General features: G+C 74.0%; 15 protein-coding genes and 2 tRNA genes. 6 read left to right on the plus strand and 11 right to left on the minus strand.

Going from position 1 to position 19,545, the window contains the following annotated elements:
• Positions 1 to 63 precede the first annotated feature (63 nt).
• Positions 64 to 306 carry a DUF6458 family protein gene (locus tag ACIBF8_RS08600; RefSeq protein WP_091400768.1) on the minus strand — a complete coding sequence of 81 codons (243 nt, stop codon included), beginning with the start codon at positions 304 to 306 and terminating at the stop codon, positions 64 to 66.
• Positions 307 to 454: 148 nt separating this feature from the next.
• Here ACIBF8_RS08600 and ACIBF8_RS08605 point away from each other — a divergent pair.
• A tRNA-Gly gene (locus ACIBF8_RS08605) sits at positions 455 to 527 on the plus strand.
• 48 nt (positions 528 to 575) lie between these two features.
• Positions 576 to 650, plus strand: a tRNA-Val gene (locus ACIBF8_RS08610).
• Positions 651 to 735: 85 nt separating this feature from the next.
• Here ACIBF8_RS08610 and ACIBF8_RS08615 read toward each other — a convergent pair.
• From ACIBF8_RS08615 to ACIBF8_RS08630, 4 genes are read right to left on the minus strand one after another with little or no spacing between them, the layout of a single operon-like run.
• Positions 736 to 3,492 carry an FtsX-like permease family protein gene (locus ACIBF8_RS08615; protein WP_396781707.1) on the minus strand — a complete coding sequence of 919 codons (2,757 nt, stop codon included), beginning with the start codon at positions 3,490 to 3,492 and terminating at the stop codon, positions 736 to 738.
• On the minus strand, positions 3,489 to 6,656 hold the full coding sequence (locus ACIBF8_RS08620) for an FtsX-like permease family protein (protein WP_396781708.1): 3,168 nt from the start codon (positions 6,654 to 6,656) through the stop codon (positions 3,489 to 3,491). The genes ACIBF8_RS08615 and ACIBF8_RS08620 overlap by 4 nt, the downstream gene beginning before the upstream one ends.
• A gap of 7 nt (positions 6,657 to 6,663) precedes the next feature.
• On the minus strand, positions 6,664 to 7,383 hold the full coding sequence (locus tag ACIBF8_RS08625; RefSeq protein WP_396781709.1) for an ABC transporter ATP-binding protein: 720 nt from the start codon (positions 7,381 to 7,383) through the stop codon (positions 6,664 to 6,666).
• Positions 7,380 to 8,312, minus strand: a complete 933-nt coding sequence (locus tag ACIBF8_RS08630; RefSeq protein ID WP_396781710.1) for an ABC transporter ATP-binding protein — start codon at positions 8,310 to 8,312, stop codon at positions 7,380 to 7,382. The genes ACIBF8_RS08625 and ACIBF8_RS08630 overlap by 4 nt, the downstream gene beginning before the upstream one ends.
• A gap of 258 nt (positions 8,313 to 8,570) precedes the next feature.
• Here ACIBF8_RS08630 and ACIBF8_RS08635 point away from each other — a divergent pair, with 258 nt between their 5' ends.
• Entirely contained in the window at positions 8,571 to 9,563 is a 993-nt protein-coding gene (locus ACIBF8_RS08635) for an NAD-dependent epimerase/dehydratase family protein (protein ID WP_396781711.1), read from the plus strand.
• Positions 9,564 to 9,581: 18 nt separating this feature from the next.
• Here ACIBF8_RS08635 and ACIBF8_RS08640 read toward each other — a convergent pair whose 3' ends face one another.
• Entirely contained in the window at positions 9,582 to 10,556 is a 975-nt protein-coding gene (locus ACIBF8_RS08640; protein ID WP_396781712.1) for an Acg family FMN-binding oxidoreductase, read from the minus strand.
• A gap of 194 nt (positions 10,557 to 10,750) precedes the next feature.
• Between ACIBF8_RS08640 and ACIBF8_RS08645 the strand changes: the two genes are divergently transcribed.
• Positions 10,751 to 11,389 (plus strand): response regulator transcription factor, encoded by a 639-nt coding sequence (locus tag ACIBF8_RS08645; protein WP_030336079.1) that lies wholly within the window; start codon positions 10,751 to 10,753, stop codon positions 11,387 to 11,389.
• 15 nt (positions 11,390 to 11,404) lie between these two features.
• On the opposite strand, the gene ACIBF8_RS08650 is transcribed toward ACIBF8_RS08645, so the two are convergent.
• The 5 genes from ACIBF8_RS08650 to ACIBF8_RS08670 form a co-directional block, all read right to left on the minus strand.
• The gene (locus ACIBF8_RS08650; protein ID WP_396781777.1) at positions 11,405 to 13,078 is read right to left on the minus strand and encodes a GAF domain-containing protein; all 1,674 of its coding nucleotides are present in this window, start codon (positions 13,076 to 13,078) and stop codon (positions 11,405 to 11,407) included.
• Between the two features lie 97 nt (positions 13,079 to 13,175).
• A complete protein-coding gene (locus ACIBF8_RS08655; RefSeq protein WP_396781713.1) occupies positions 13,176 to 14,159 on the minus strand; it encodes an Acg family FMN-binding oxidoreductase in 984 nt (327 codons plus the stop codon).
• A gap of 137 nt (positions 14,160 to 14,296) precedes the next feature.
• Complete coding sequence (locus tag ACIBF8_RS08660; protein WP_396781714.1) at positions 14,297 to 15,154, minus strand: universal stress protein; 858 nt, start codon at positions 15,152 to 15,154, stop codon at positions 14,297 to 14,299.
• Between the two features lie 11 nt (positions 15,155 to 15,165).
• Complete coding sequence (locus ACIBF8_RS08665; RefSeq protein ID WP_396781778.1) at positions 15,166 to 17,559, minus strand: phosphoketolase; 2,394 nt, start codon at positions 17,557 to 17,559, stop codon at positions 15,166 to 15,168.
• A 67-nt stretch (positions 17,560 to 17,626) separates the two neighbouring features.
• Positions 17,627 to 18,487, minus strand: coding sequence for a universal stress protein (locus ACIBF8_RS08670; protein WP_396781715.1), 861 nt, complete (start codon positions 18,485 to 18,487; stop codon positions 17,627 to 17,629).
• A gap of 150 nt (positions 18,488 to 18,637) precedes the next feature.
• Here ACIBF8_RS08670 and ACIBF8_RS08675 point away from each other — a divergent pair, with 150 nt between their 5' ends.
• Together ACIBF8_RS08675 and ACIBF8_RS08680 are read left to right on the plus strand one after the other, a co-directional pair.
• Positions 18,638 to 18,874 carry an HTH domain-containing protein gene (locus ACIBF8_RS08675; RefSeq protein ID WP_030336062.1) on the plus strand — a complete coding sequence of 79 codons (237 nt, stop codon included), beginning with the start codon at positions 18,638 to 18,640 and terminating at the stop codon, positions 18,872 to 18,874.
• A complete protein-coding gene (locus ACIBF8_RS08680; RefSeq protein WP_396781779.1) occupies positions 18,874 to 19,452 on the plus strand; it encodes a Clp protease N-terminal domain-containing protein in 579 nt (192 codons plus the stop codon). The genes ACIBF8_RS08675 and ACIBF8_RS08680 overlap by 1 nt, the downstream gene beginning before the upstream one ends.
• The last annotated feature ends 93 nt before the right edge of the window (positions 19,453 to 19,545 follow it).

Raw genomic sequence — 19,545 nt, forward strand, 5'->3', positions numbered from 1 at the left:
GCCGCCTTCAGCGAGGCGGCCGGCCCGGTCCGCCGATTCCGCCAGCGTCGGAGGGTGCTCGTGTCACAGCGGGGGCGCGATGTCCCGCCGCTCCTCGACCTGGCGGTACTCCACCGGCTGCTCGGTGGTGGTGACGACCTGGCGGCGCCGACCCCAGATCAGCGTGGTCATGATCAGGCCGAGCACGCCGGCTCCCATCAGGATCCAGCCGACCACGTCGAGGTTGATGCCGCCGACGCTGGCGTCCAGTGCGAAGGTGAGGATCGCGCCGAGCGCGATCAGGAAGATGCTGGTGCCGATACCCACGACAGCCTCCTTAAGGGGGACGTGGTGCGCTGTCGAGCCCTTCAGTACCCCGGTGGGAACCGGCGCAACCACCACCGGCCAGGGTGCCGTGCCAACCGATCTTGGCATCGGGTAGAGTTCACCTGTCGCTGGCGCTAGTCGGGGACGTGCGGACGTAGCGCAGCTGGTAGCGCATCACCTTGCCAAGGTGAGGGTCGCGGGTTCGAATCCCGTCGTCCGCTCGCGATCCGCCCCATCGGGGCTTGGTTGCCGGGTTCGGCGGCCACCACGGGCGATTGGCGCAGTGGGAGCGCGCTTCCTTGACACGGAAGAGGTCACTGGTTCAAACCCAGTATCGCCCACCATCTCTACAAGCAGATCGGCTGGCCCGTTACCGGATACCCGGTAACGGGCCTCGGTGTTTCTGCCTGCTCCATTGGCAGCAGCCAGTCACTCGCCGGCACGGAGCACCTCGCTCAGCCGGTCGCGTCGCCGCAGCGCCGACTCGACGGGTACGACCGTGGCGGCCGCCACCAGCAGCGCCACACTCACCAGGCCGAGCAGCCACCACGGCAGGACCGCCGCCGGGTCGGCGGCTTGGCCGGTGAGCAGCCGCAGGTCGAGCGGGCCGAGCGTCAGGCGTGCGAGCAGGGCCCCGAGTAGCGGGCCGCACACCGCGGCGACCACGACCGGCGGCAGGACCTCTCCGGCGGCGACCCAGCGGGCGTCGCGGGGCCGCAGGCCGAGGGTCCGCAGTCGGGTCAGGGTCTGCCACCGCTCCGACGCACCCGCGGCGGCGGCGAGTGTGAGACCGAGCAGGCCCAGCGCCAGCAGCACCGCGGCGGCCGCCCACGCCAGCCGTAGTAGCCCGGCGGTCAGCGGCGCCACTCGCTGCGCCCGCAGGACGTCCGCGCGCAGCACGACGTCGGCGGGGACGCCGCTGTTCGACACGGCCCGCGCCGCGCCGGGACCGGTCACCCAGACGGTGTTCGGAGCGGTTGGCGGCCCGGCGTCGGCGAGGGCCGTGGCGTCCACGATGACGACGTCGTTGGTGCCGCCGACGGAGGGAGCGGTACCGACCGCGGCGAGACGGATCGCCGGGGCGTCGTCCCGGGGAAGCTTCAGCCGCATGCCGGTCCGCAGCCCGCCGTCGCTCGATCGGACCAGCGCGGGAACGTCCCCGGGGCCAGGACCGGGTGCCGTGAGGCGGGACAGCGCCGGCGCGTCGGGCAGCGGGGTGGTGGCCAGCAGGCGCTGGAACGCGTCGGTGTCCACGATGACCAAGCGTGGGGTGAGCAGTGTCGATTCGGTGAAGACGGGTGCCGAGGCGGTCACCTGCGCGACGACGACCTGCTCTACCCCGGGTGCGGCGGCGATGCGCTCGGCGAGCGCGGGCGTGGCGGCTGCGGCCTCGGTGCCGACGTCGAGTCGGGCGTCCGCGCCGACGGTGCTCCACGCGCCGTCGGTCAGACCCCGGGTGACGGTGGGGCCGAGGATGAGCGCGAACGACGCGAGCGCCGTGGTGCTCACCAGCACCAGCAGCGGCAGTGCGCGCCCGGCCGTCGTGGCTGCCTGGGCGGCACCGAAAACGGCCAGCGGGCGGCGCGAGCGCAGGGCCTGTCGGAGCGCGAACCGCGCCCCGAGGGGCAGCAGCCGGAGCAGGACGAGCGCGCCGACGAGCGTGCCCAGAGTGAGGGCGCTGATCGGCAGGACCAGGTCTCCGGTCAGCTCACCGGTGTCGCCGTCGGAGTTGACGGGCAGGAGCCCGCGCTGGTGCAGTGTGACGAAGGCGGCGACTGCGGCGATCAGGACGGCGGCCTCCAGGGCGGCGCGGCGTAGCTGGCCGGTGGCCCGGTTCCAGCGCCGGGCGGCTGCGTTGGCGGGTTGGCGCCGGTCGCGGCTGGCGCGGGCGGCGGCGAGGGTGCCGAACGCCGGCCCGGCGACGGCGCCGGCCAGGACCACGGGAACGCCCCAGATCCAGGAGACGCCCGGAGCGGCCGCGCGGGCGAGCGCGAGCCCGACGGCGGCGGCCGACAGGGATACCACTGTGGACTCCAGGACCAGTTCCGCACCGAGGTCGGGTAGTGCCGCCCCACGCCGCCGGGCGGCGCTCAGTGCCGGGGTGCGGCGGCGGACCAGCAGGTCGGCGGCGAGCAGCAGGACCAGGACCGTGGCGGTCAGCACCCCGGTGAGCAGGACGGCGGCCTGTGCGGCGGCGACGCTGTTGCGGGCACTGGCGTCGCGCAGGGTGGTGTCGAGCTGCGATTCCCACTTCAAGGACCTGTCGCGGTCGTTCGATGAGCCCGAGATCGCCTTGAGCTTGACCACCTGGCTGGCGAGCGCCGCGGTGGTGTCCCAGCTGAGCGCGCCGGGTTCGGGGACGAAGTGGACGGTACGCCGCAGTTGGTCCTCGTCGACGGCGAGCCGGGCGTCGGGTAACGACTCACGCGACAGCAGGCCGCCAAACCGGGTGGTCCCCACGCCGTCGGCGCCGGGCACGGGGCGCAGCAGCGCCGGGGCGAGTCGCCAGGCGGGGTCGGCGCTGTCCGCGGGTCGGTAGATCCCGCTGATCCGGACGTCTCTGTCCCGACCCCGGCCGTCCTGGACCGGGATTCGATCGCCGGGGCCGAGGTCGAGTGCGGCGGCATCCGCCTCGGAGAGGCCGACCTGCACCGGCCAGGGCGGTCCGTCGTAGGGGATCTCGACGTACTCGTCCGGGACGGCGGGGCCGGGCGCGCTGCCGGCGATCCAGGTCACGTCCGGGTTGCCCGTGTCACCGTCCAGGTAGGTGAACTGGAAGGTACGCGGCACGCTGCCGTCGGTGATGCTGAGGACCGGGCCGTTGACGACGACGACGGGCGGGAGCAGCGCGGCGTCCAGGTCGGGGCCGAGCGCGGATACCGCCCGGACGCGGAAGCCGTCGACGTCCTCGGCGAGGCGGGATATCCGGGCCCGCCCGACGTTCCCCTCGTCGCGTTCCCAGTGGGCATGTACGAGGACGTTCGAGTCCTGGCCGGAGCGGCGAACCGTGTCCTGGATGGCGTTGTCGGCGGCGGCGCGGAGCAGCGCCGGCGCGGCCCCGGCGAGCAGCGCGACGGCCGCGATGACGGCGGCGGTGAGCAGCAGCGGCCCGGTGTCGGCACGGCCACGGCCGCGGACGCTGGGCCAGTGCGGCGCCGGCCAGCGGCGGGTCAGCCACCGCTTCACGGGGCCACCCGCAGGTGCGCGGCGTCGGCCCGGCGGACCTGGACGGTGACCACGACGGCGACCGCCAGCAGGCATCCGGCCAGCAGGACGGCGAGCAGTGCGGCCTCGGCCGGCCACGGCCAGTGCGGCTGTGCGGCCGGGACGGGCGCGGCACCGGTGTCGGAGCGCACGAGCAGGGGAGCGACGACGCGGGTGGCGAGCGCACCGACGCCCGTACCCGCCGCGAGCAGGGGCAGCAGAACGCCGGCGTGCTGGCCGAGCAGCACGGCCCGGATGTCACGCCGGGACATCCCGAAGCCGCGCAGCCGCGCCACATCGAGGGCGCGGACCTGTAGATCACAGGTCACGTGTAGGACGACGCCGGCGAGCAGCAGCAGGGCGGCGGCCGGGACGGTGAGCCGGAGCGCGGCCGGCAGCCCGGCGCGCAGCGGGCCGCTGGTGAGGCGGGCGGTCTCCGCCTCGCGGGTCGTGACGGTGCCCAGGTGCAGGGCGGTGGCCCGCTCGGCGGCACCGGGACCGGCCGGGTGGCCGACCCACCAGGCGTCGACCGGGAACGTCAGGTCGCCTTTGACGGCGCGTGCGCGGGACAGCGCGTCCAGGTCAGCCAGGACGGCGACGGCGTCGGGGGCGGACGGTACGGTCGGCACGATCTCGGCGACGACGATCGGGATGGGCGTGGTGCCGACCGTGACACTGAGCTGGCTGCCGCTCTCGGCGCCGACCTCGCTGGCGAAGCGGGCGGAGACGGCGACGGGCACCGGGCCGGGGTCCGGGAAGGCGCTGGCGACGAGGGTCCGGGCGGCGTCCTCGGCGCCGCCGAGATCGACGATCGCGGCCATCCGCAGCGAGGTTCCCGCTGGCGTGGCGGACAGCATGACGGTCGGGTCGGTCACCTTGGTCGGGACCGGCGGCGCGGAGGTGGCGGTCCAGTCCGATCCGTCGGTGGGCCTCTCCTCCGATCCAGCGGGCGGGATGGTGAGCGTGACGGCTACGGCGACGGGTCCGCCGGCCGCCTCGGCGGTGACCGGCAGGGCGACCGCGACGACGCGCAGCCCGTCGGCGGTTGCGCAGCCGGGCAGCCGGACCTCCCGGCCGTCCAGCGGTACGGCGGGACCGCTGCAGGACGTGCGGAGGCCGGTGGCGTCCTGCAGGAGCAGCCGGGGCGTCACGGCGAGCGGGGTGTCGCCGGCGGCGGTCCCGCTCAGGACGAGCGGGGCGCCAGACGGGACGGGGAGGCCGGCGACCCGGGTGCGTGGTGCCAGCGTGGCGCCCACGTCCGCCCATTCGCGGTCGCTGTCCAGCCGCCCGCGCAGCAGCGCGTCGGCGCGGGTGGTGTCGACGGCGACCAGACTCGGCGCGCTGCCGGCGCTGCCGAGCCACTGACCGACGGCGACACCACGGTTGATGACCGGACTCACCACGCCCGCGGTGGCCGCGCTGATGACCGCGCCGTCTCCGGGCACCGGCGCGGTGCTGAGGGTGAGTGCCAGGTCGGTGCCGACGGAGAGCGCGGCCTGGTCACGCTGCGACTGCTGCCACGTGTTGTCGAAGGCGAGGCCGAAGGTCGCGGTCGCGCAGGCCAGCCCGACGAGCAGCCCGGCGGCGACCGCCTGGGGCCGGCGGGCAGCCTCCGAGACCGCCAGCGGAAGCGCCAGCCCACGGGCGCGGTACGCCAGCCGGTCGGCGCCGCGCAGGGCGGGCAGTACCACCCGCAATGCCAGGGCGGCACCCGCGGTGAGCAGCAGCGCCGGCGCCAGCACCCGGACCGCGTCGGCACCTGGGCTGGCGGTGGTGGGCTGCGCGTACAGCTGCCACCAGCCGGCGGCGGCGAACACCGCGAGCATCAGGTCGGCGCCGGATCGGGCCAGCAGTTCGCGGCGGGTGCGCTGGTCGCCGGCGCTCGGGACGGGCCGGATCGCCAGGACGGTGAATACCGCGGCGAGCAGCAGCGCGCCGCCGGCGACCGCGAGGATCTGGGCACCGGCGATGGCCGGCCGGGCGGTCAGCCCGGCGCCGTCCAGCGGCGGCAGGTGGGTCAGGCCGGCGTGCAGGGCCGATGAAGCCGGTATCGCGAGCGCGGTGGCGACGGCGGCGACGAGCCCGGCCTCGACTGTCGCGGTGGCGGCGAGTTGGCGACGACTGGTGCCCAGGGCGGACCGCAGGGCGGTCTCGTCGGCACGTATGCCTGCGGTCAGGCGTCCGGCGAGGACGAGTGCCGTCGCGGCGAGCACACCGCCGAGGACGGCGATGGCGAGCACGACGGCGGCGGTGACCTGCCGTTGGTCGTCGGCGGCCCGCAGGGTCAACGGCAGGTCGGAGGAGACGCGTGCGAGCTGGACGCGGTCGCCGAGGGTGCCGGCCAGCCGTCGGTCGGCACTCCGGACGGCCTCGGCCACGGTCTCCAGGTCGTCGCGGTTGGGGTGGGACAGGTCCGGATGGGCGGTGACCTCCATCCGGTCGACGGTGGCACCGGTGGTGACCAGGTCGGCGAGGTCGACGAGGAACGGGCCGTAGGCGTTGACCGGCTGCATGAAGCGGCCGTCCCGGTAGCCGGTGGCCGAACCCTCCGCGGACAGCGGGTCGCGGTCCCAGCCACGCCCCGCGAGTGGGCGTACGACACCGACGACGGTCACGTCGATGGCCGGAACGGGGGCGTGGGCCAACTCGGCGCCGAGGCGCACCCGGTGACCGGGGGTGAGGCCGAGCAGTCGGGCGGTGGACTGCAGCAGCACCGCGTCGCCAGGGTGCTGTGGCCAGCGTCCGGTGACCAGTTCGGCTCGGGACGGCAGGTCGTCCAGCCCCGACAGGTACGCCTGGGGCCCGACGGTGGTGCCCGGGGCGAGCGCGGGCGGCAGCGCCCGCAGCACCGTGGACGCCCGCGCGGTTGTCGTCACCGGGAACGGTGCGAGCGCGGAGGTCACCACGGTGCGGGTGTCGGCGGTGACGGACGGCACGTCCGGGCCCTCGACGGTGCCGGTGTAGACGGTCGTGTCGACGGCGGCGGGGGCGGCGCGGGCCATGGCGACCTCCAGCGCCCGCTCGGCGGTGCGGGTGATCAGCAGGGTGCAGGTGCCCAGCAGGGTCGCGCCGATCGTGACGACCCCGAGGAGGGCTGCCAGCAACGGCCACTGCGCTCGGGCGCGCCGGCTGACCAGCCTCAACATCGTCGCGTCACCCGGCGTCCGGCGCGGACTCGTACGGCTGCCCGGCCTGTTCGTCGAGGTGTCCGTCGTGGATGCGGATCACCCGGTCGGCCAGGGCCATCATCACCGCGTCGTGCGTCGACACCAGTACGGTGACGCCTTCGGACTCCACTATCCCGCGCAGCAGGGCCATCACCGACAGGCCGGTTTCGGCGTCCAGTTGCCCGGTGGGTTCGTCGGCGAGCAGGAGCCGCGGCGAGGCGGCCAGCGCGCGGGCGATCGCCACCCGCTGCTGCTGGCCGCCGGACAGCTCGGCCGGCCGCTGCCGGGCGTGGTCGGCCAGGCCGACCAGTTCCAGCAGCAACTCGACCCGCCGCTCGCGCTCGGCCGGGGCGGCGCGGGCCAGCCGCAGCGGGGCGGCGACGTTCTCCGCGGCCGACAGCACCGGGATCAACCCGAAGCTCTGGAAGACGTACGACACCGTCTCGCGCCGCAGCCGGGACAGGCCATCCTCGTCGAGCGCGGTGACGTCGGTGCCGTTGACGTGCACCGTGCCGGCATCCGGGCGGTCCAGGCCGCCGATGACGTTGAGCAGGGTGGTCTTGCCCGAGCCGGACCGGCCGACGAGCGCCACCATGGCACCGGCGGACACGTCGAACGACACGCCGCGCAGGGCGTGTACGACCGTCGGCCCGCTGCGGAAACGCCGGTGTACGCCGCGCACGCTGAGCAGCGGCTCGCTACTCATTCGCCGCTTCCCGAGTCAGGGCGGATCGTGATGTGGTCAGGTTCCAAGGCCAGCCGGACCCGTCGGGTCAGCGCCAGCGCCTGGCGGAAGTCGCGGGGCACCTGGACCCGCCCGGCCCGGTCCATCACGGCGTACTCCTCGGCGATCAGGTGCGTGTCGCCCGCCGCGTCGGTGGTGGTGCGGCGCAGCACCTCGCTGCTGGTGCGCCCGTCCCGGATCGCGACCGTCCGTTCGACCTGGCCGCTGACCTCCGGGTCGTGGGTCACCACGACAACGGTGACGCCGTAACGCCGGTTGACGTCCCGGAGCACGCCGAAGACCTCCGCGGACGTGGCGGCGTCCAGCTCGCCGGTCGGCTCGTCGGCGAGCAGGATCCGCGGCTGGTTGGCCAGCGCCACCGCGATCGCGACCCGCATCTGCTGCCCTCCGGAGAGTTGCCCCGGGCGCCGATCGGCGCAGTCGGCGACACCGAGGCTGTCCAGCAACTCGGCCGCGCGCTCCCGGCGCTCCTTCTTCGCGGTGCGGGCCGCCCTCATCGGCAGGTCCACCATCTCGCGTGCGGTCAGGTAAGGGATCAGGTTGCTCGCGGTCTGCTGCCGTACGAACCCGACGGTGTGCCGCCGGTAGTCCACCCGGTCCGCGCGGGACATCGCCAGCAGATTCCACCGGTCGACCCGGACCCGCCCGGCGGTGGGGGCGTCGATGCCCGCCAGGATGGAGAGCAGCGTCGACTTGCCCGACCCGGAGGCACCGACGACGGCGACCAGCTCACCGCTCTGCACGGCCAGGTCCAGCCCCTGCAGTGCCTGCACCTCGATCGAACCGGTCTGGTAGATCCGGACCAGGTTTTCGCAGACGATGAGGGCGTCCCGGCCGAACTCGGGCGCCCGCGCGGGTGGCTGCGGCAGGGAGAGCGGTGTGCTGGACATTCCCTCTCCGTCCGGGTTGGGCCGGCCCCCGCTGACGCAGGTTGAAGCAGTTTCGCAATCGGCGGCTCCGTTGACCATGCCCTGGGCGGCTTTCCTGCATTCTGGACGACGGCCCGCTGGGCCACCGAACCCCCGAGCTGGCCGCGACGGCGAGGGCGGGTGAGTGAACGCCCGCAGCCTCCACGTTCTGCTCCGGGCAGATCCGCTACCGGTGAACAGGGGTGTCCTCCGCCGACCTGGGCCGGCAGGGTGGAGCGCATGAGACTGCTGGTGCTGGGCGGTACGGGCTTCGTGGGCGGGGCCACTGTCGGCGAGGCCGTGCGCCGCGGCTGGTCGGTGACGGTGTTCAACCGGGGGCTGCACGGCAGGGTGCCGCCCGGCGTACACCGGTTGCGGGGTGATCGGAGCGCGCCGGACGGCCTGGCGGCGTTGGCCGGCGGCGAGTGGGACGTCGTGGTGGACACCTGGGACGGCGCGCCGCGCGCGGCCGGCGACGCGGCCCGCGCCCTGGTCGACACGGTCGGCCACTACGTGTACGTGTCCAGCGGGTCGGTCTACGCCGACCCGGCCGCGCTCGGGCTCAACGAGGACTCCCCGGTGGTGGACGCCGACCCGGACTCCGTCGACGGCGACTATTCGCAGCTCAAGTCCGGTGCCGAGCGTGCCGTGCGGGACGTCTTCGCGGACCGGGCCCTGATCGCCCGGGCCGGGCTGATCCTCGGCCCGGGGGAGGACATCGGCCGGCTGCCCTGGTGGCTACGGCGGATCGAGCGGGGCGGCGACGTGCTCGCCCCCGGGCCGGCCGACCTGCCGGTGCAGTACGTCGACGTCCGTGATCTGGCGGGGTGGATGCTGGACGCGGGCACCCGACGGTTGGGCGGCACGTTCAACGCGGTCGGTCGCCCCGGACAGACCACGATGGGTGAGCTGCTCGACGCGTGCGTGGCCGCCACCGGCGCCGACGCCCGGCTGCGCTGGACCGATCCGGCGGCGATCCTCGCCGCCGGGGTGCAGCCGTGGAGCGACCTGCCGATCTGGTTGCCGGTCGGCCACCCGTACCGGGGGTTGCTGGAGCGGGACACGAGCCGCGCCCTCGCGGCCGGGTTGACCTGCCGGCCGGTGGCCGAGACCGTCGACGACACCTGGCGGTGGCTCCGCGAGGTCGGTGCGGTTCCGCCGCGTGCCGGGCGGCCGGCGCGCAGCTCGATCGGTCTTGACCCGACCCTGGAGGCCGCGGTGCTCGCCGCCTGACCGTGCCCCCCGGGCCGGTCAGCCCGGCATCACCGGCAGCTCCAGCACCTCGTCGACGTCGCGGCGGGGGGTCGGCCTGCCCGGCTGGCCGTACCCCACCCGCAGCACCATCTGCGGGGTGCCGAACCGGCCCAGTGACAACCGCAGTTGCTCCCGCGCCGAGGGCACCTCGATCGGTTGGGAGAGCATCGACACGCTGAGCCCGGCGTCCGTGGCGGTGAGCAGCAGCCGTTGCAGGGCCTGCCCGGCGATCACCTGGTCCACGGCGGTGTTGCCCACCGAGACCAGCACCCCCACCAGGGGTTCCGGTTCGAAGTCCCGCCCGGGGGCCCGGTCGCGCCCACCGTAGCCGCGGGTCGGCAGGACGTCCTGCGGTTCGCCCTGCGGACCTCCGGCCGAGCTGGGCACGCCGTCCGGGGTGAACTCCCGACGCAGCCACCGTTCCCGTTCAGCCCGGTACGCCGGGTCGCGCTCCAGCACCCGGTGCGCGCTGCGCGCGATCTCCCCGATCGCGGCGACCGCGCTCACCCCGACCAGCAACTCCAACCAGCACTGCTCGGCGCGGGCCGCCTCACCGAGGCGCCACCGTGAGTCGGCCGGCACCGGGTCCGGCCAGTACGGCAGGCGGTTGCTGAACCGGCGGGGGATCGCCGCGTACAGGCTCTGCTCGGCGGGGGTGGGTCGGCGCGGGAGGTCCGGCACCAGCCGGGCCAGCAGGTCCGGCTCGGCCGGGTCGGGGCGCAGCCGCACCCGGGCTGGGGTGCCGGCCACGGCCAGGGCGAGCCGCAGGTTGAACAACGCCGCGCCGCAGGCGATCCGGACACCCCACCCGCTCGGGTCGGTCGCCGGCAGCCGGCGGGTCGGGTCGGCCAGCACCTCGATGCCGCCGTCGCGCAACCGTAGCCGCCACGGTTGGGTGTTGTGCAACGACGGTGCCCGGACCGCGTCCGTGGCGGCGGCCCGCAGTTGGGCTGCGGTGTAGCCGATGTCCATGGCGGTGCTCCTCTCCCGGTGGGCCGGCCGTGGGCGGTGCCGCGCTGGCCGGCGCACCTTCACGGTCCACCGTTCGACGGCTGCCGAGCAGGGCCGGACGTCCCGACCGGTCGGGCCCGAGCGCCCGCCCGCGCCGTGCCGGTCGGGACCTTCGGCCCGTGCGGCGGGCCATGGGCAGCGGGTAGAAACGAGGGATGATCCGTGTGTTCCTCCTCGACGACCATGAGGTCGTCCGCCGTGGCCTGGCCGACCTGTTGCAGAGCAGCGGCGACATCGAGGTGGTCGGCGAGTCCGGCTCCGCGCAGGAGGCGGCCCGCCGCATCCCGGCGCTGCGTCCGGACGTGGCGATCCTCGACGCACGGCTGCCCGACGGCAACGGCATCGACGTGTGCCGGGACGTCCGCGCCGTCGACTCGTCCATCAAGGGTCTGATCCTCACCTCGTACGAGGACGACGAGGCGCTGTTCGCGGCGATCATGGCGGGTGCCGCCGGGTACGTGCTGAAGCAGATCCGTGGCACCGACCTGGTCGACGCGGTGCGCCGGGTCGCGGCCGGGCAGTCGCTGCTCGACCCGGCGATCACCACCCGGGTGCTGGAGCGCATCCGCAACGGCGTCGAGCAACCGCGCGAGCTCAAGTCGCTCACCGAGCAGGAGCGGCGGATCCTGGAGTACGTGGCCGAGGGGCTGACCAACCGGGAGATTGCCGGGCGGATGTTCCTGGCGGAGAAGACGGTGAAGAACTACGTCTCCAGCGTGCTGGCGAAGCTGGGCCTGGAACGCCGCACGCAGGCCGCCGTCCTGGCCACCCGGCTGCTCGGCAAGACACCCTGACCCGGGTCGCGGTGGTCAGTCGCGCAGTGGCACGGCCCAGCGCACCTCGGTGCCGTGCGGGTCGACCGGGAGGATCGTGAACGCACCGGCGAGACGGTTGGCGCGTTCGCGCAGGTTGACCAGGCCACCCCGGGCGGCGGCCGGGTCGCAGCCCACCCCGTCGTCGGTGACCGTCACGATGACCTGACCGGCGTCGACGCGTACGGCGACGTCGACGCGGGTGCACCGCGCGTGGCGGACCACGTTCGACAGCGCCTCGCGCAGCACGGCGGTGAGGTCCGGGCGGATGGCGTCCGGCACGGCGCTGTCCACCGGCCCGGTCAGCTCCAGGTGCGGCGTGAAGCCCAGCGACTCGGCGGCCACCGCGATCGCCGCACGGATCTCGGTGCGCAGCTCCGACGACATCGGCGTACGCAGCTCGAAGATGGTCCGGCGGATGTCGCGGATGGTGGCGTCCAGATCGTCGACGGCCGCGTTGATCCGCTTGGCCGCCTCCGGGCGGGCCATCGGTGCGGCGCTCTGCAGTTGCAGGCCGGTGGCGAAGAGCCGTTGGATCACCACGTCGTGCAGGTCACGGGCGATCCGCTCGCGGTCCTCCAGGACCACCAGCAGTTCCCGTTCCTCCTGGCCGCGCGCCCGTTCCATGGCCAGCGCGGCCTGCCCGGCGAAGCTGCCCAACAGCGCCAGGTCCTCCTCGCTGGCACCACCGCCGCGCTCCGGTCGGTGCGCCACGATCAGCACGCCGTGCAGGGTCTCGGCGGTGGCGAGCGGTGAGATCATCGCCGGGCCGGTGTGCAGCAGCGCCGGCCACGGCGCGGCGTGGGCGAGATCGTCCACCTGGTCGTGCCGACCCTCGGCGACGGCCGGGCCGAAGCTGGTGTCGACGGCGGGCAGGACCACACCGGCGAGCGCGCTGGCCTGCTCGTCGTCGCCGTCGACCACCTCCACGGAGAACTGTTCGGCGTCGCTGTCGTAGAGCAGCACCAGCGCCAGCTCGGCCTCGGCGACCTCGCGGGCTCGACGGGCGACCAACGCCAACGCGTCGGTACGGCGTACCTCACCGAGCAGCACCGTGGTGATCTCGGCGGTGGCGGCGAGCCAGCGTTCCCGCCGGTGCGCCAGGGCGTACAGGCGGGCGTTCTCGATGGCCACGCCAGCGGCGGCCGCGAGCGCGACGACGATCTCCTCGTCGTCCTCGGTGAACTGTGCGCCGCCCTGCTTCTCCGCCAGGTAGAGGTTGCCGAAGACCTGGTCGCGGATGAGGACCGGCACGCCCAGGAAACTGTGCATCGGCGGGTGGTTGGCCGGGAAGCCGTAGGAGCGGGGGTGCTGGGTGATGTCGGGCATCCGCAGCGGCCGGGGGTCGTCGATGAGCAGGCCGAGCACGCCCCGACCGTGCGGCAGGTCACCGATCCGCTCATGCTGCTCGGGCGTGATGCCGTGCACGATGAAGTCGTGCAGCAGCCGGTCCGGGCCGACCACGCCGAGCGCGCCGTAGCGGGCGCCGACCAGCTCGCAGGCCGCCTGCACGATGCGTTGCAGGGTGGTGCGCAGATCCAGGTTGGTGCCGATGCCGACCACCGCGTCGAGCAGGGCCCGCAGGCGCTCCCGGCTGGTGACCACCTCACCGACCCGGACCAGCATCTCCTGTAGCAGCTCGTCGAGACGGACCCGGGACAGCGGGCTCAGCCCGAGCGACGGTGCCGTGGACGGTTCCTGACGGGGTGGCGAGACGCTGCTGGTCACCGGGGGATGGTAGCGCCGGTGCCGCTCGTCGCCGGACCTGTCAGCGGACGGCGGAGGTGTCGACCACCTGCGCGGTGCTCAACCGCGGCGTGTGCGGCGGGCCGGAGTGTGCCGGGTCCGCGATGCCCAACCGCAGCACGAGGTATGGGAAGCCGATCCCGGCGAGCAGTTGCCGCAGGGTCTGCCGGGTGCCCGGCACCTCCACCACCGCGCTCAGCGGCACCACGGACACACCGAGCCGAGTGGCGGTCAGCCAGCCGGCGGAGAGCGCCACGCCGGCGCGCAGCCAGCTGTCGCGTTCGTCCTCGTCGCCGTGCAGCATCGCGTACACCGCCATCCGGTCGTGGCCGGGACCGACCGGCAGGCTGCCGGGACGGCCGAAGTCGCGGCCCGGCACGGTGGTCTGCGCGGGCTGCTCGGGCAGCACCTCCGCCGGCAGGCCGGTGCCCGAGCCGGCCCGGCTGGTCCAGTACGCCAGCTCGGTGCGCAGCTCCGGGTCCTCGGCCTCGACCGTGTCCGCGTGCCCGGCGGTGGCGGCCAGCTCCAGCACCTGGTCGCGGTCGAGGATCTGCAACCGGCAGCCTTCGGCGCGGACCGCTCGGGTGATCTCCTCGATCGCCGTGGGTGGAACCGGCTCGTCGCTGACCGGCCGCCGGTCGGTGTGCCGCACCTGCATGCACTGCACCATGCGCATGGCGTCCGGGTCGGCCGTGGTGTGGCTCAGGTCGGTCAGCCGGGCCAGCAGCTCGCTGTCGTCCGGGTCGGGCAGCCGTTCCACCACGGCCCGCCAGCCCTCGGCGGCCAGCGCCAGTCGGGCGTGGTGCAGGGCGGTGCCGCAGCTGATCGCGAGCAGTCGCCCCTCGGGGTCGGTGGCCGCGAGCTGCCGGTCGGCGACGGAGCGCAGCTCCAACGCGTCGGGCAGCACCCGCCAGCGCCACGGCTGGGTGTTGTGCACCGAGGGGGCGTGGCCGGCGGTGGCGGCGGCCTCCGCCAGCGCGGTGGCCAGCTGGCTTTCCTGACTCACGGTCACGATCTTTCCGCCTCTGCTCGTCGGGCCGCACGGCGCGTCGCCGTGCCGGGCTGCCACCTCATCCTGTGGCCTCTGGTGGGGTGCCCGCAGGGGCCGCAGGTCCCGACCCCGCCGGGTCGTTGTGCCCGCGGTCAGCGTTCGCGGACCACGGCGACCGGACAGTTGGCGTGTTGGATGAGTTGTTGGCTGACCGAACCGAGCAGCATGCCGGCCAGCCCACCCCGACCTCGACTGCCGACGACGACCAGCCGCGCCTGCCGGCTCGCCTCGATCAGCATCGCCGCCGGGCTGGTCGGCACCAGGTCGACGGTCACGGCCAGCTCGGGGAACGTTCGTCGCCACGGCTCCAACGCCTGCTCCACGGCGGCCCGTTCGTCGGGCACTCCGGCCGCCCCGCCGGGGCCCGGTGTCCAGGCGTGCAGGACGCGCAGCGGCACCCGCCGCTGCGCGGCCCGCTCGGCCGCGAAGCCGAGCGCCACGAGCGAGGGTTGCGAGCCGTCCACACCGACCGCCACCGGACCGCTGGACGTGTCGGTCGCCGCGCTGCCGGGCTCGTCCCGGACCACCACGACCGGGCAGTGCGCGTGCGCGGCGACCGACACCGCCGTCGACCCGACCAGCAGGCCGCCGAATCCACCGTGACCTCGGCTGCCGAGGACCAGCATCCCGGCCTCGGCCGAGCGTTCCTGCAACACCAACGCGGGTGGCCCGTCGTACACCTCGCCGGTGATCGCCAGCCCGGGGTTGGCCGCGGCGGCGTCCGCCGCGGCCTTGCGGACCAGGTCGTCGACCTGCCGGCGGGCGGTGTCGTCGGGCCACACCCCGGGCGCCACGCCCGGACCGACCCAGCTGGCCACGGTCAGCCATTCAAAGACGTACGCCAGCCGCACCGGTTGGCCGCTGTGCCGGGCCTCCTCGACGGCCCAGTCCAGGGCCACCGAGGCGTCGGTGGAGCCGTCGTAGCCGACCACGATCTCCGCGTCGCGCACGTCGCCCTCCTTCAGCGGGTGGTCGGGTCGGTTTCGCGGACCCAGCGCCATTCGGCGACCTGGGGGTCGTCCTCGCCGTACTCGCGGGTGTAGTCACGGGCCGCCTGCCGGGCGTCGACCATCCGTTGGCGCAGGTGCGCGGCGCGGGAGGCCAACCCAGGCACCCGATCGATGACGTCGATGACCAGGTGGAAACGGTCCAGGTCGTTGAGCATGACCATGTCGAACGGGGTGGTGGTGGTGCCCTCCTCCTTGTACCCGCGCACGTGCAGGTTCTCGTGGTTGGTGCGGCGGTAGGTGAGTCGGTGGATCAGCCACGGGTAGCCGTGGTAGGCGAAGATGATCGGCCGGTCCTGGGTGAAGATGGTGTCGAACTCGTTGTCGGTCAGGCCGTGCGGATGCTCGGTGTCCGGCTGGAGCCGCATCAGGTCGACCACGTTGACCAGCCGCACCTTCAACTCCGGGAGGTTCTGGCGCAGCAGCTCGACGGCGGCCAGCGTCTCCAGGGTGGGTACGTCTCCGCAGCAGGCGAGCACGACGTCCGGCTCGGCGCCGCCGTCGTTGCTGGCCCACTCCCAGATGCCCAGGCCGCGGCGGGTGTGCTGGATCGCCTCCGGCATCGTCAGCCAGTTCGGCGCCGCCTGCTTACCGGCCACCACCACGTTGATGTAGTGCCGGCTGCGCAGGCAGTGGTCCATCGTGGCGAGCAGCGTGTTGGCGTCCGGTGGCAGGTAGACCCGCACCACCTCGGCCTTCTTGTTGACCACGTGGTCGATGAAGCCCGGGTCCTGGTGGGAGAAGCCGTTGTGGTCCTGCCGCCAGACGTGGCTGGACAGCAGGTAGTTCAGCGAGGCGATCGGCTGCCGCCAGGGGATGGCCCGGGTCACCTTCAGCCACTTGGCGTGTTGGTTGAGCATCGAGTCGACGATATGGATGAACGCCTCGTAGCTGGTGAACACGCCGTGCCGGCCGGTCAGCAGGTAGCCCTCCAGCCAGCCCTGGCAGAGGTGCTCTGAGAGCACCTCCATGACCCGCCCGTCGGGGGAGAGGTGGTCGTCGCCGGGCACGGTGTCGGCCACCCAGGCCCGGTCGGTCACCTCGAAGGCGGCGCCCAGCCGGTTGGACGCGACCTCGTCCGGGCCGAACAGCCGGAACGTCTCCGGGTTCGCGCCGATGACGTCGCGGATCCACGGGCCGAGCGTCCCGGTCGCGCCGGCGATCGGCTCGCCCGGTTCGGGAACCTCCACGGCGTAGTCGCGGAAGTCCGGCAGGGTCAGGTCGCGCAGCACCTGACCGCCGTTGGTGACCGGGTTGGCGCTCATCCGCCGGTCCCCCCGCGGTGGCAGGGTCAGCAGTTCCTCCACCGGGGCGCCGGTCGCGTCGAACAGCTCCTCCGGCCGGTAGCTGCGCAACCAGTGCTCCAGCTCGGCCAGGTGCGCGGGGTTGTCACGGACACCCGACAGCGGCACCTGGTGGGCGTGGTAGGTGCCCTCCACCTGTGTGCCGTCGACCTCCCGCGGCCCGGTCCAGCCCTTCGGCGTACGCAGAACGATCATCGGCCAGCGGGGGCGTTCGACGACACCACCGGAGCGGGCCCGCCGTTGGATCTCGGCGATCTCGTCCAGCACGCGGTCCAGCGTCGCGGCGAGGGTCCGGTGCACCTGGGCGGGCTCGTCGCCGGCCACCACGTACGGCTGGTAACCAGACCCGCGCAGCAGGTCGAGCAGGTCGGTCTCCGGGATCCGGGACAGCACGGTCGGGCTGGCGATCTTGTAGCCGTTGAGGTGCAGGATGGGCAGCACCGCGCCGTCGCGCGCCGGGTTGAGGAACACGTTGGAGAGCCAGCTGCCGGCCAACGGTCCGGTCTCCGCCTCGCCGTCGCCGATCACGCAGGCCACCAGCAGGTCCGGGTGGTCGAACGCGGCACCGTAGGCGTGGCTCAACGCGTACCCCAGCTCGCCGCCCTCGTGGATCGAACCCGGCACCTCCGCCGCCACGTGGCTGGGGATACCGCCCGGGAAGGAGAACTGGCGGAAAAGCCGGGACATCCCGACCTCGTCGCGGGCCACGTCGTGGTAGCGCTCCGACCAGGTGCCCTCCAGCCAGGTGTTGGCCACGATGGCTGGGCCGCCGTGGCCGGGGCCGGTGACCAGCATGGCGTTGAGGTCGCGCGCCACGATCACCCGGTTGAGGTGGGCGTAGATCAGGTTGAGGCCGGGGCTGGTGCCCCAGTGCCCGAGCAGCCGAGGCTTGATGTCGTCGGGGGTCAGTGGTTGCCGCAGCAGCGGATTGTCCAGCAGGTAGATCTGCCCGACGGTGAGGTAGTTCGCGGCGCGCCAGTAGGCGTCCAGCCGGCGCAGCTCGTCGTCGGTGAGGGCGCGGTGCACGTCGAGAGCGGTGTCCATCATGCTGCCTCTCGCGGGTAGGAGTGGGGCGTCCGGCGTCCAGCCTCGCCGCCGTCGACGCCCCGGGTCAGGGCCGTTGGTCCCGCGCCGGGCGGGCACCCGGCCCGGTCAGCGGCGCCTCGGCCAGGCCCCGGACGATGACGACCGGTGCCGGGCAGTGGTAGAGCAGGGACTGGGCGACCGCGCCGAGCATTGCCCGGCCCGGTTCGTCGCCGCGGGCCGCGACCAGCGCCACCTGCGTGTTGCGGGACGTGTCGATCAGCACCTCGGCGGGGTCGCCGCGGATGACGCGACACTCGGTCGGCACCGGGCCGGTCCGGTCGGTGTGTTGGGCCAGTGCCTCGCTGAGCTGCTCGGTGACCGCGTCGGTGTCCTCGTCGTACTCCACCACCCGCAGCGCCAGCAGCCGGGCGCCCCGGCGGGACGCGCACTGCACGGCCCACTGCAGGGCGAGGTGTGAGCTGGGCGAGCCGTCCACCCCCACCAGCACCGGGCCCTGTGGCGGCGGCTCACGCCGGACCACCAACAGGGGGCAGCCGGCCTGTGCGGCCAACTGCACGGCTGTTGTCTCGGCCGGAATGCACTGGCCGCTGCCCGCCATCCCGCTGTCGCCGACGGCCAGCAGGAAGGCGGTCTCCGAGCGGCGGATGAGGGTGGGCAGCAGGGCGCCCTCCACGATCTCGCCGCGTACGGTCAGCGCCGGCTCGGTCTGGTGGGCGAGCTGGGCGGCCTGGGTGATCAGCTGTTCGGCCCGGTCGCGGGGCGCGGCGACGGTGTCCGCGGCGAAGGCCACGCACCAGTCGAAGGTGTGCAGCAGGTGCAGTGCCCGGCCGTGCCCGGCGGCCTCCTGCGCGGCCTGTTCGACGACCGGAAGGTCGAGTTCCGACCCGAGGCCGACCAGCACCGCTGCGTCGGCGGCTGCGGCCATCCGATATCACCTCCCGGGCGTCGCGCCCGGCACGACCACGCTGTCCCTGGCCAGGGTAGTCGGACGAACACGGCGGCGGGTGGGATCGGCTGCGGTCGGCGCTCGTCAACCAGAGTTGACACGGAAGTGTTGTCAACGTATGTTGACGGCATGAGTCAGGCGACAGAACTCGCGGCGGCAGCCGGCAGCACCGACCCCCGGGTCGGGCTGCGCGCCGTCCGCGCGCTGCGCCGGCTGCTCGAGCGGCTCGAGGTGGTCCAGGTGGACAACGCCCGACGACAGGGCTGGTCCTGGCAGGAGATCGCCGACACGCTCGAGGTCAGCCGGCAGGCGGTGCACAAGAAGCACGCCGGGCGACCGGCGGTCAACTCATCCTGGGAGGCGTGATGTTCGAACGGTTCACCGACCGGGCGCGCGACGTGGTGCGGCGGGCACTGGAGGAGGCGCGGGCCGAGGGCCAACGACCGGTCGGCACCGAGCACCTGCTGCTCGCCCTGCTCGCCGACGACGCCGGCCTGGCCAGCCGGGTCCTCGCCGACGCCGGCGTACGCGCCGACGACCTGCGCGAGCGGGTCCGACGGCACACCGTCGGCGGCGGCGCCGGCCTCGGCGACGCGGACGCCGCGGCCCTGCGAGAGATCGGCATCGACCTGGCCGCGATCGTGGCCCGTATCGAGCAGTCCTTCGGCCCGGACGCGCTGCGGGAGGCGGTGCCGGCACCGCGCCGCCGCTGGGGGCGTCGACGGTACGTCGGCGGCCCGTTCTCGCCCCGCTCGAAAAAGGCGCTGGAGCTGTCGCTGCGGGAGGCCCTGCGCCTGCACCACCGCCACATCGGCACCGAGCACATCCTGCTCGGAGTGCTCCGGGAGGGCCAGGGGCTGGGCGCCCTGGTGCTCGCCGAGTCCGGAGTCGACCTCGACGATCTGCGCCGGCGGGTGGAGGTGGCCCTGCGGGCGGCGGCGTGACGGGTGCGGCCGTCTTGAAACCTGTCTGTGGCACTTCCGACGCCGGCCGGTCGCCGGGTCGCTGAAGCCGTCCGAGTGCTGCACACTGGCGCC

The organism is Micromonospora sp. NPDC050276 (assembly GCF_044459545.1).
Lineage (GTDB): Bacteria > Actinomycetota > Actinomycetes > Mycobacteriales > Micromonosporaceae > Micromonospora.

Coding starts and splice junctions, on each gene's coding strand:
- ACIBF8_RS08625 (WP_396781709.1), bottom strand. CDS start 7,383: ATGAGTAGCGAGCCGCTGCTCAGCGTGCGCGGCGTACACCGGCGTTTC.
- ACIBF8_RS08640 (WP_396781712.1), bottom strand. CDS start 10,556: ATGGACATCGGCTACACCGCAGCCCAACTGCGGGCCGCCGCCACGGAC.
- ACIBF8_RS08675 (WP_030336062.1), top strand. CDS start 18,638: ATGAGTCAGGCGACAGAACTCGCGGCGGCAGCCGGCAGCACCGACCCC.
- ACIBF8_RS08670 (WP_396781715.1), bottom strand. CDS start 18,487: ATGGCCGCAGCCGCCGACGCAGCGGTGCTGGTCGGCCTCGGGTCGGAA.
- ACIBF8_RS08665 (WP_396781778.1), bottom strand. CDS start 17,559: ATGGACACCGCTCTCGACGTGCACCGCGCCCTCACCGACGACGAGCTG.
- ACIBF8_RS08635 (WP_396781711.1), top strand. CDS start 8,571: ATGAGACTGCTGGTGCTGGGCGGTACGGGCTTCGTGGGCGGGGCCACT.
- ACIBF8_RS08620 (WP_396781708.1), bottom strand. CDS start 6,656: ATGTTGAGGCTGGTCAGCCGGCGCGCCCGAGCGCAGTGGCCGTTGCTG.
- ACIBF8_RS08645 (WP_030336079.1), top strand. CDS start 10,751: ATGATCCGTGTGTTCCTCCTCGACGACCATGAGGTCGTCCGCCGTGGC.
- ACIBF8_RS08630 (WP_396781710.1), bottom strand. CDS start 8,312: ATGTCCAGCACACCGCTCTCCCTGCCGCAGCCACCCGCGCGGGCGCCC.
- ACIBF8_RS08680 (WP_396781779.1), top strand. CDS start 18,874: ATGTTCGAACGGTTCACCGACCGGGCGCGCGACGTGGTGCGGCGGGCA.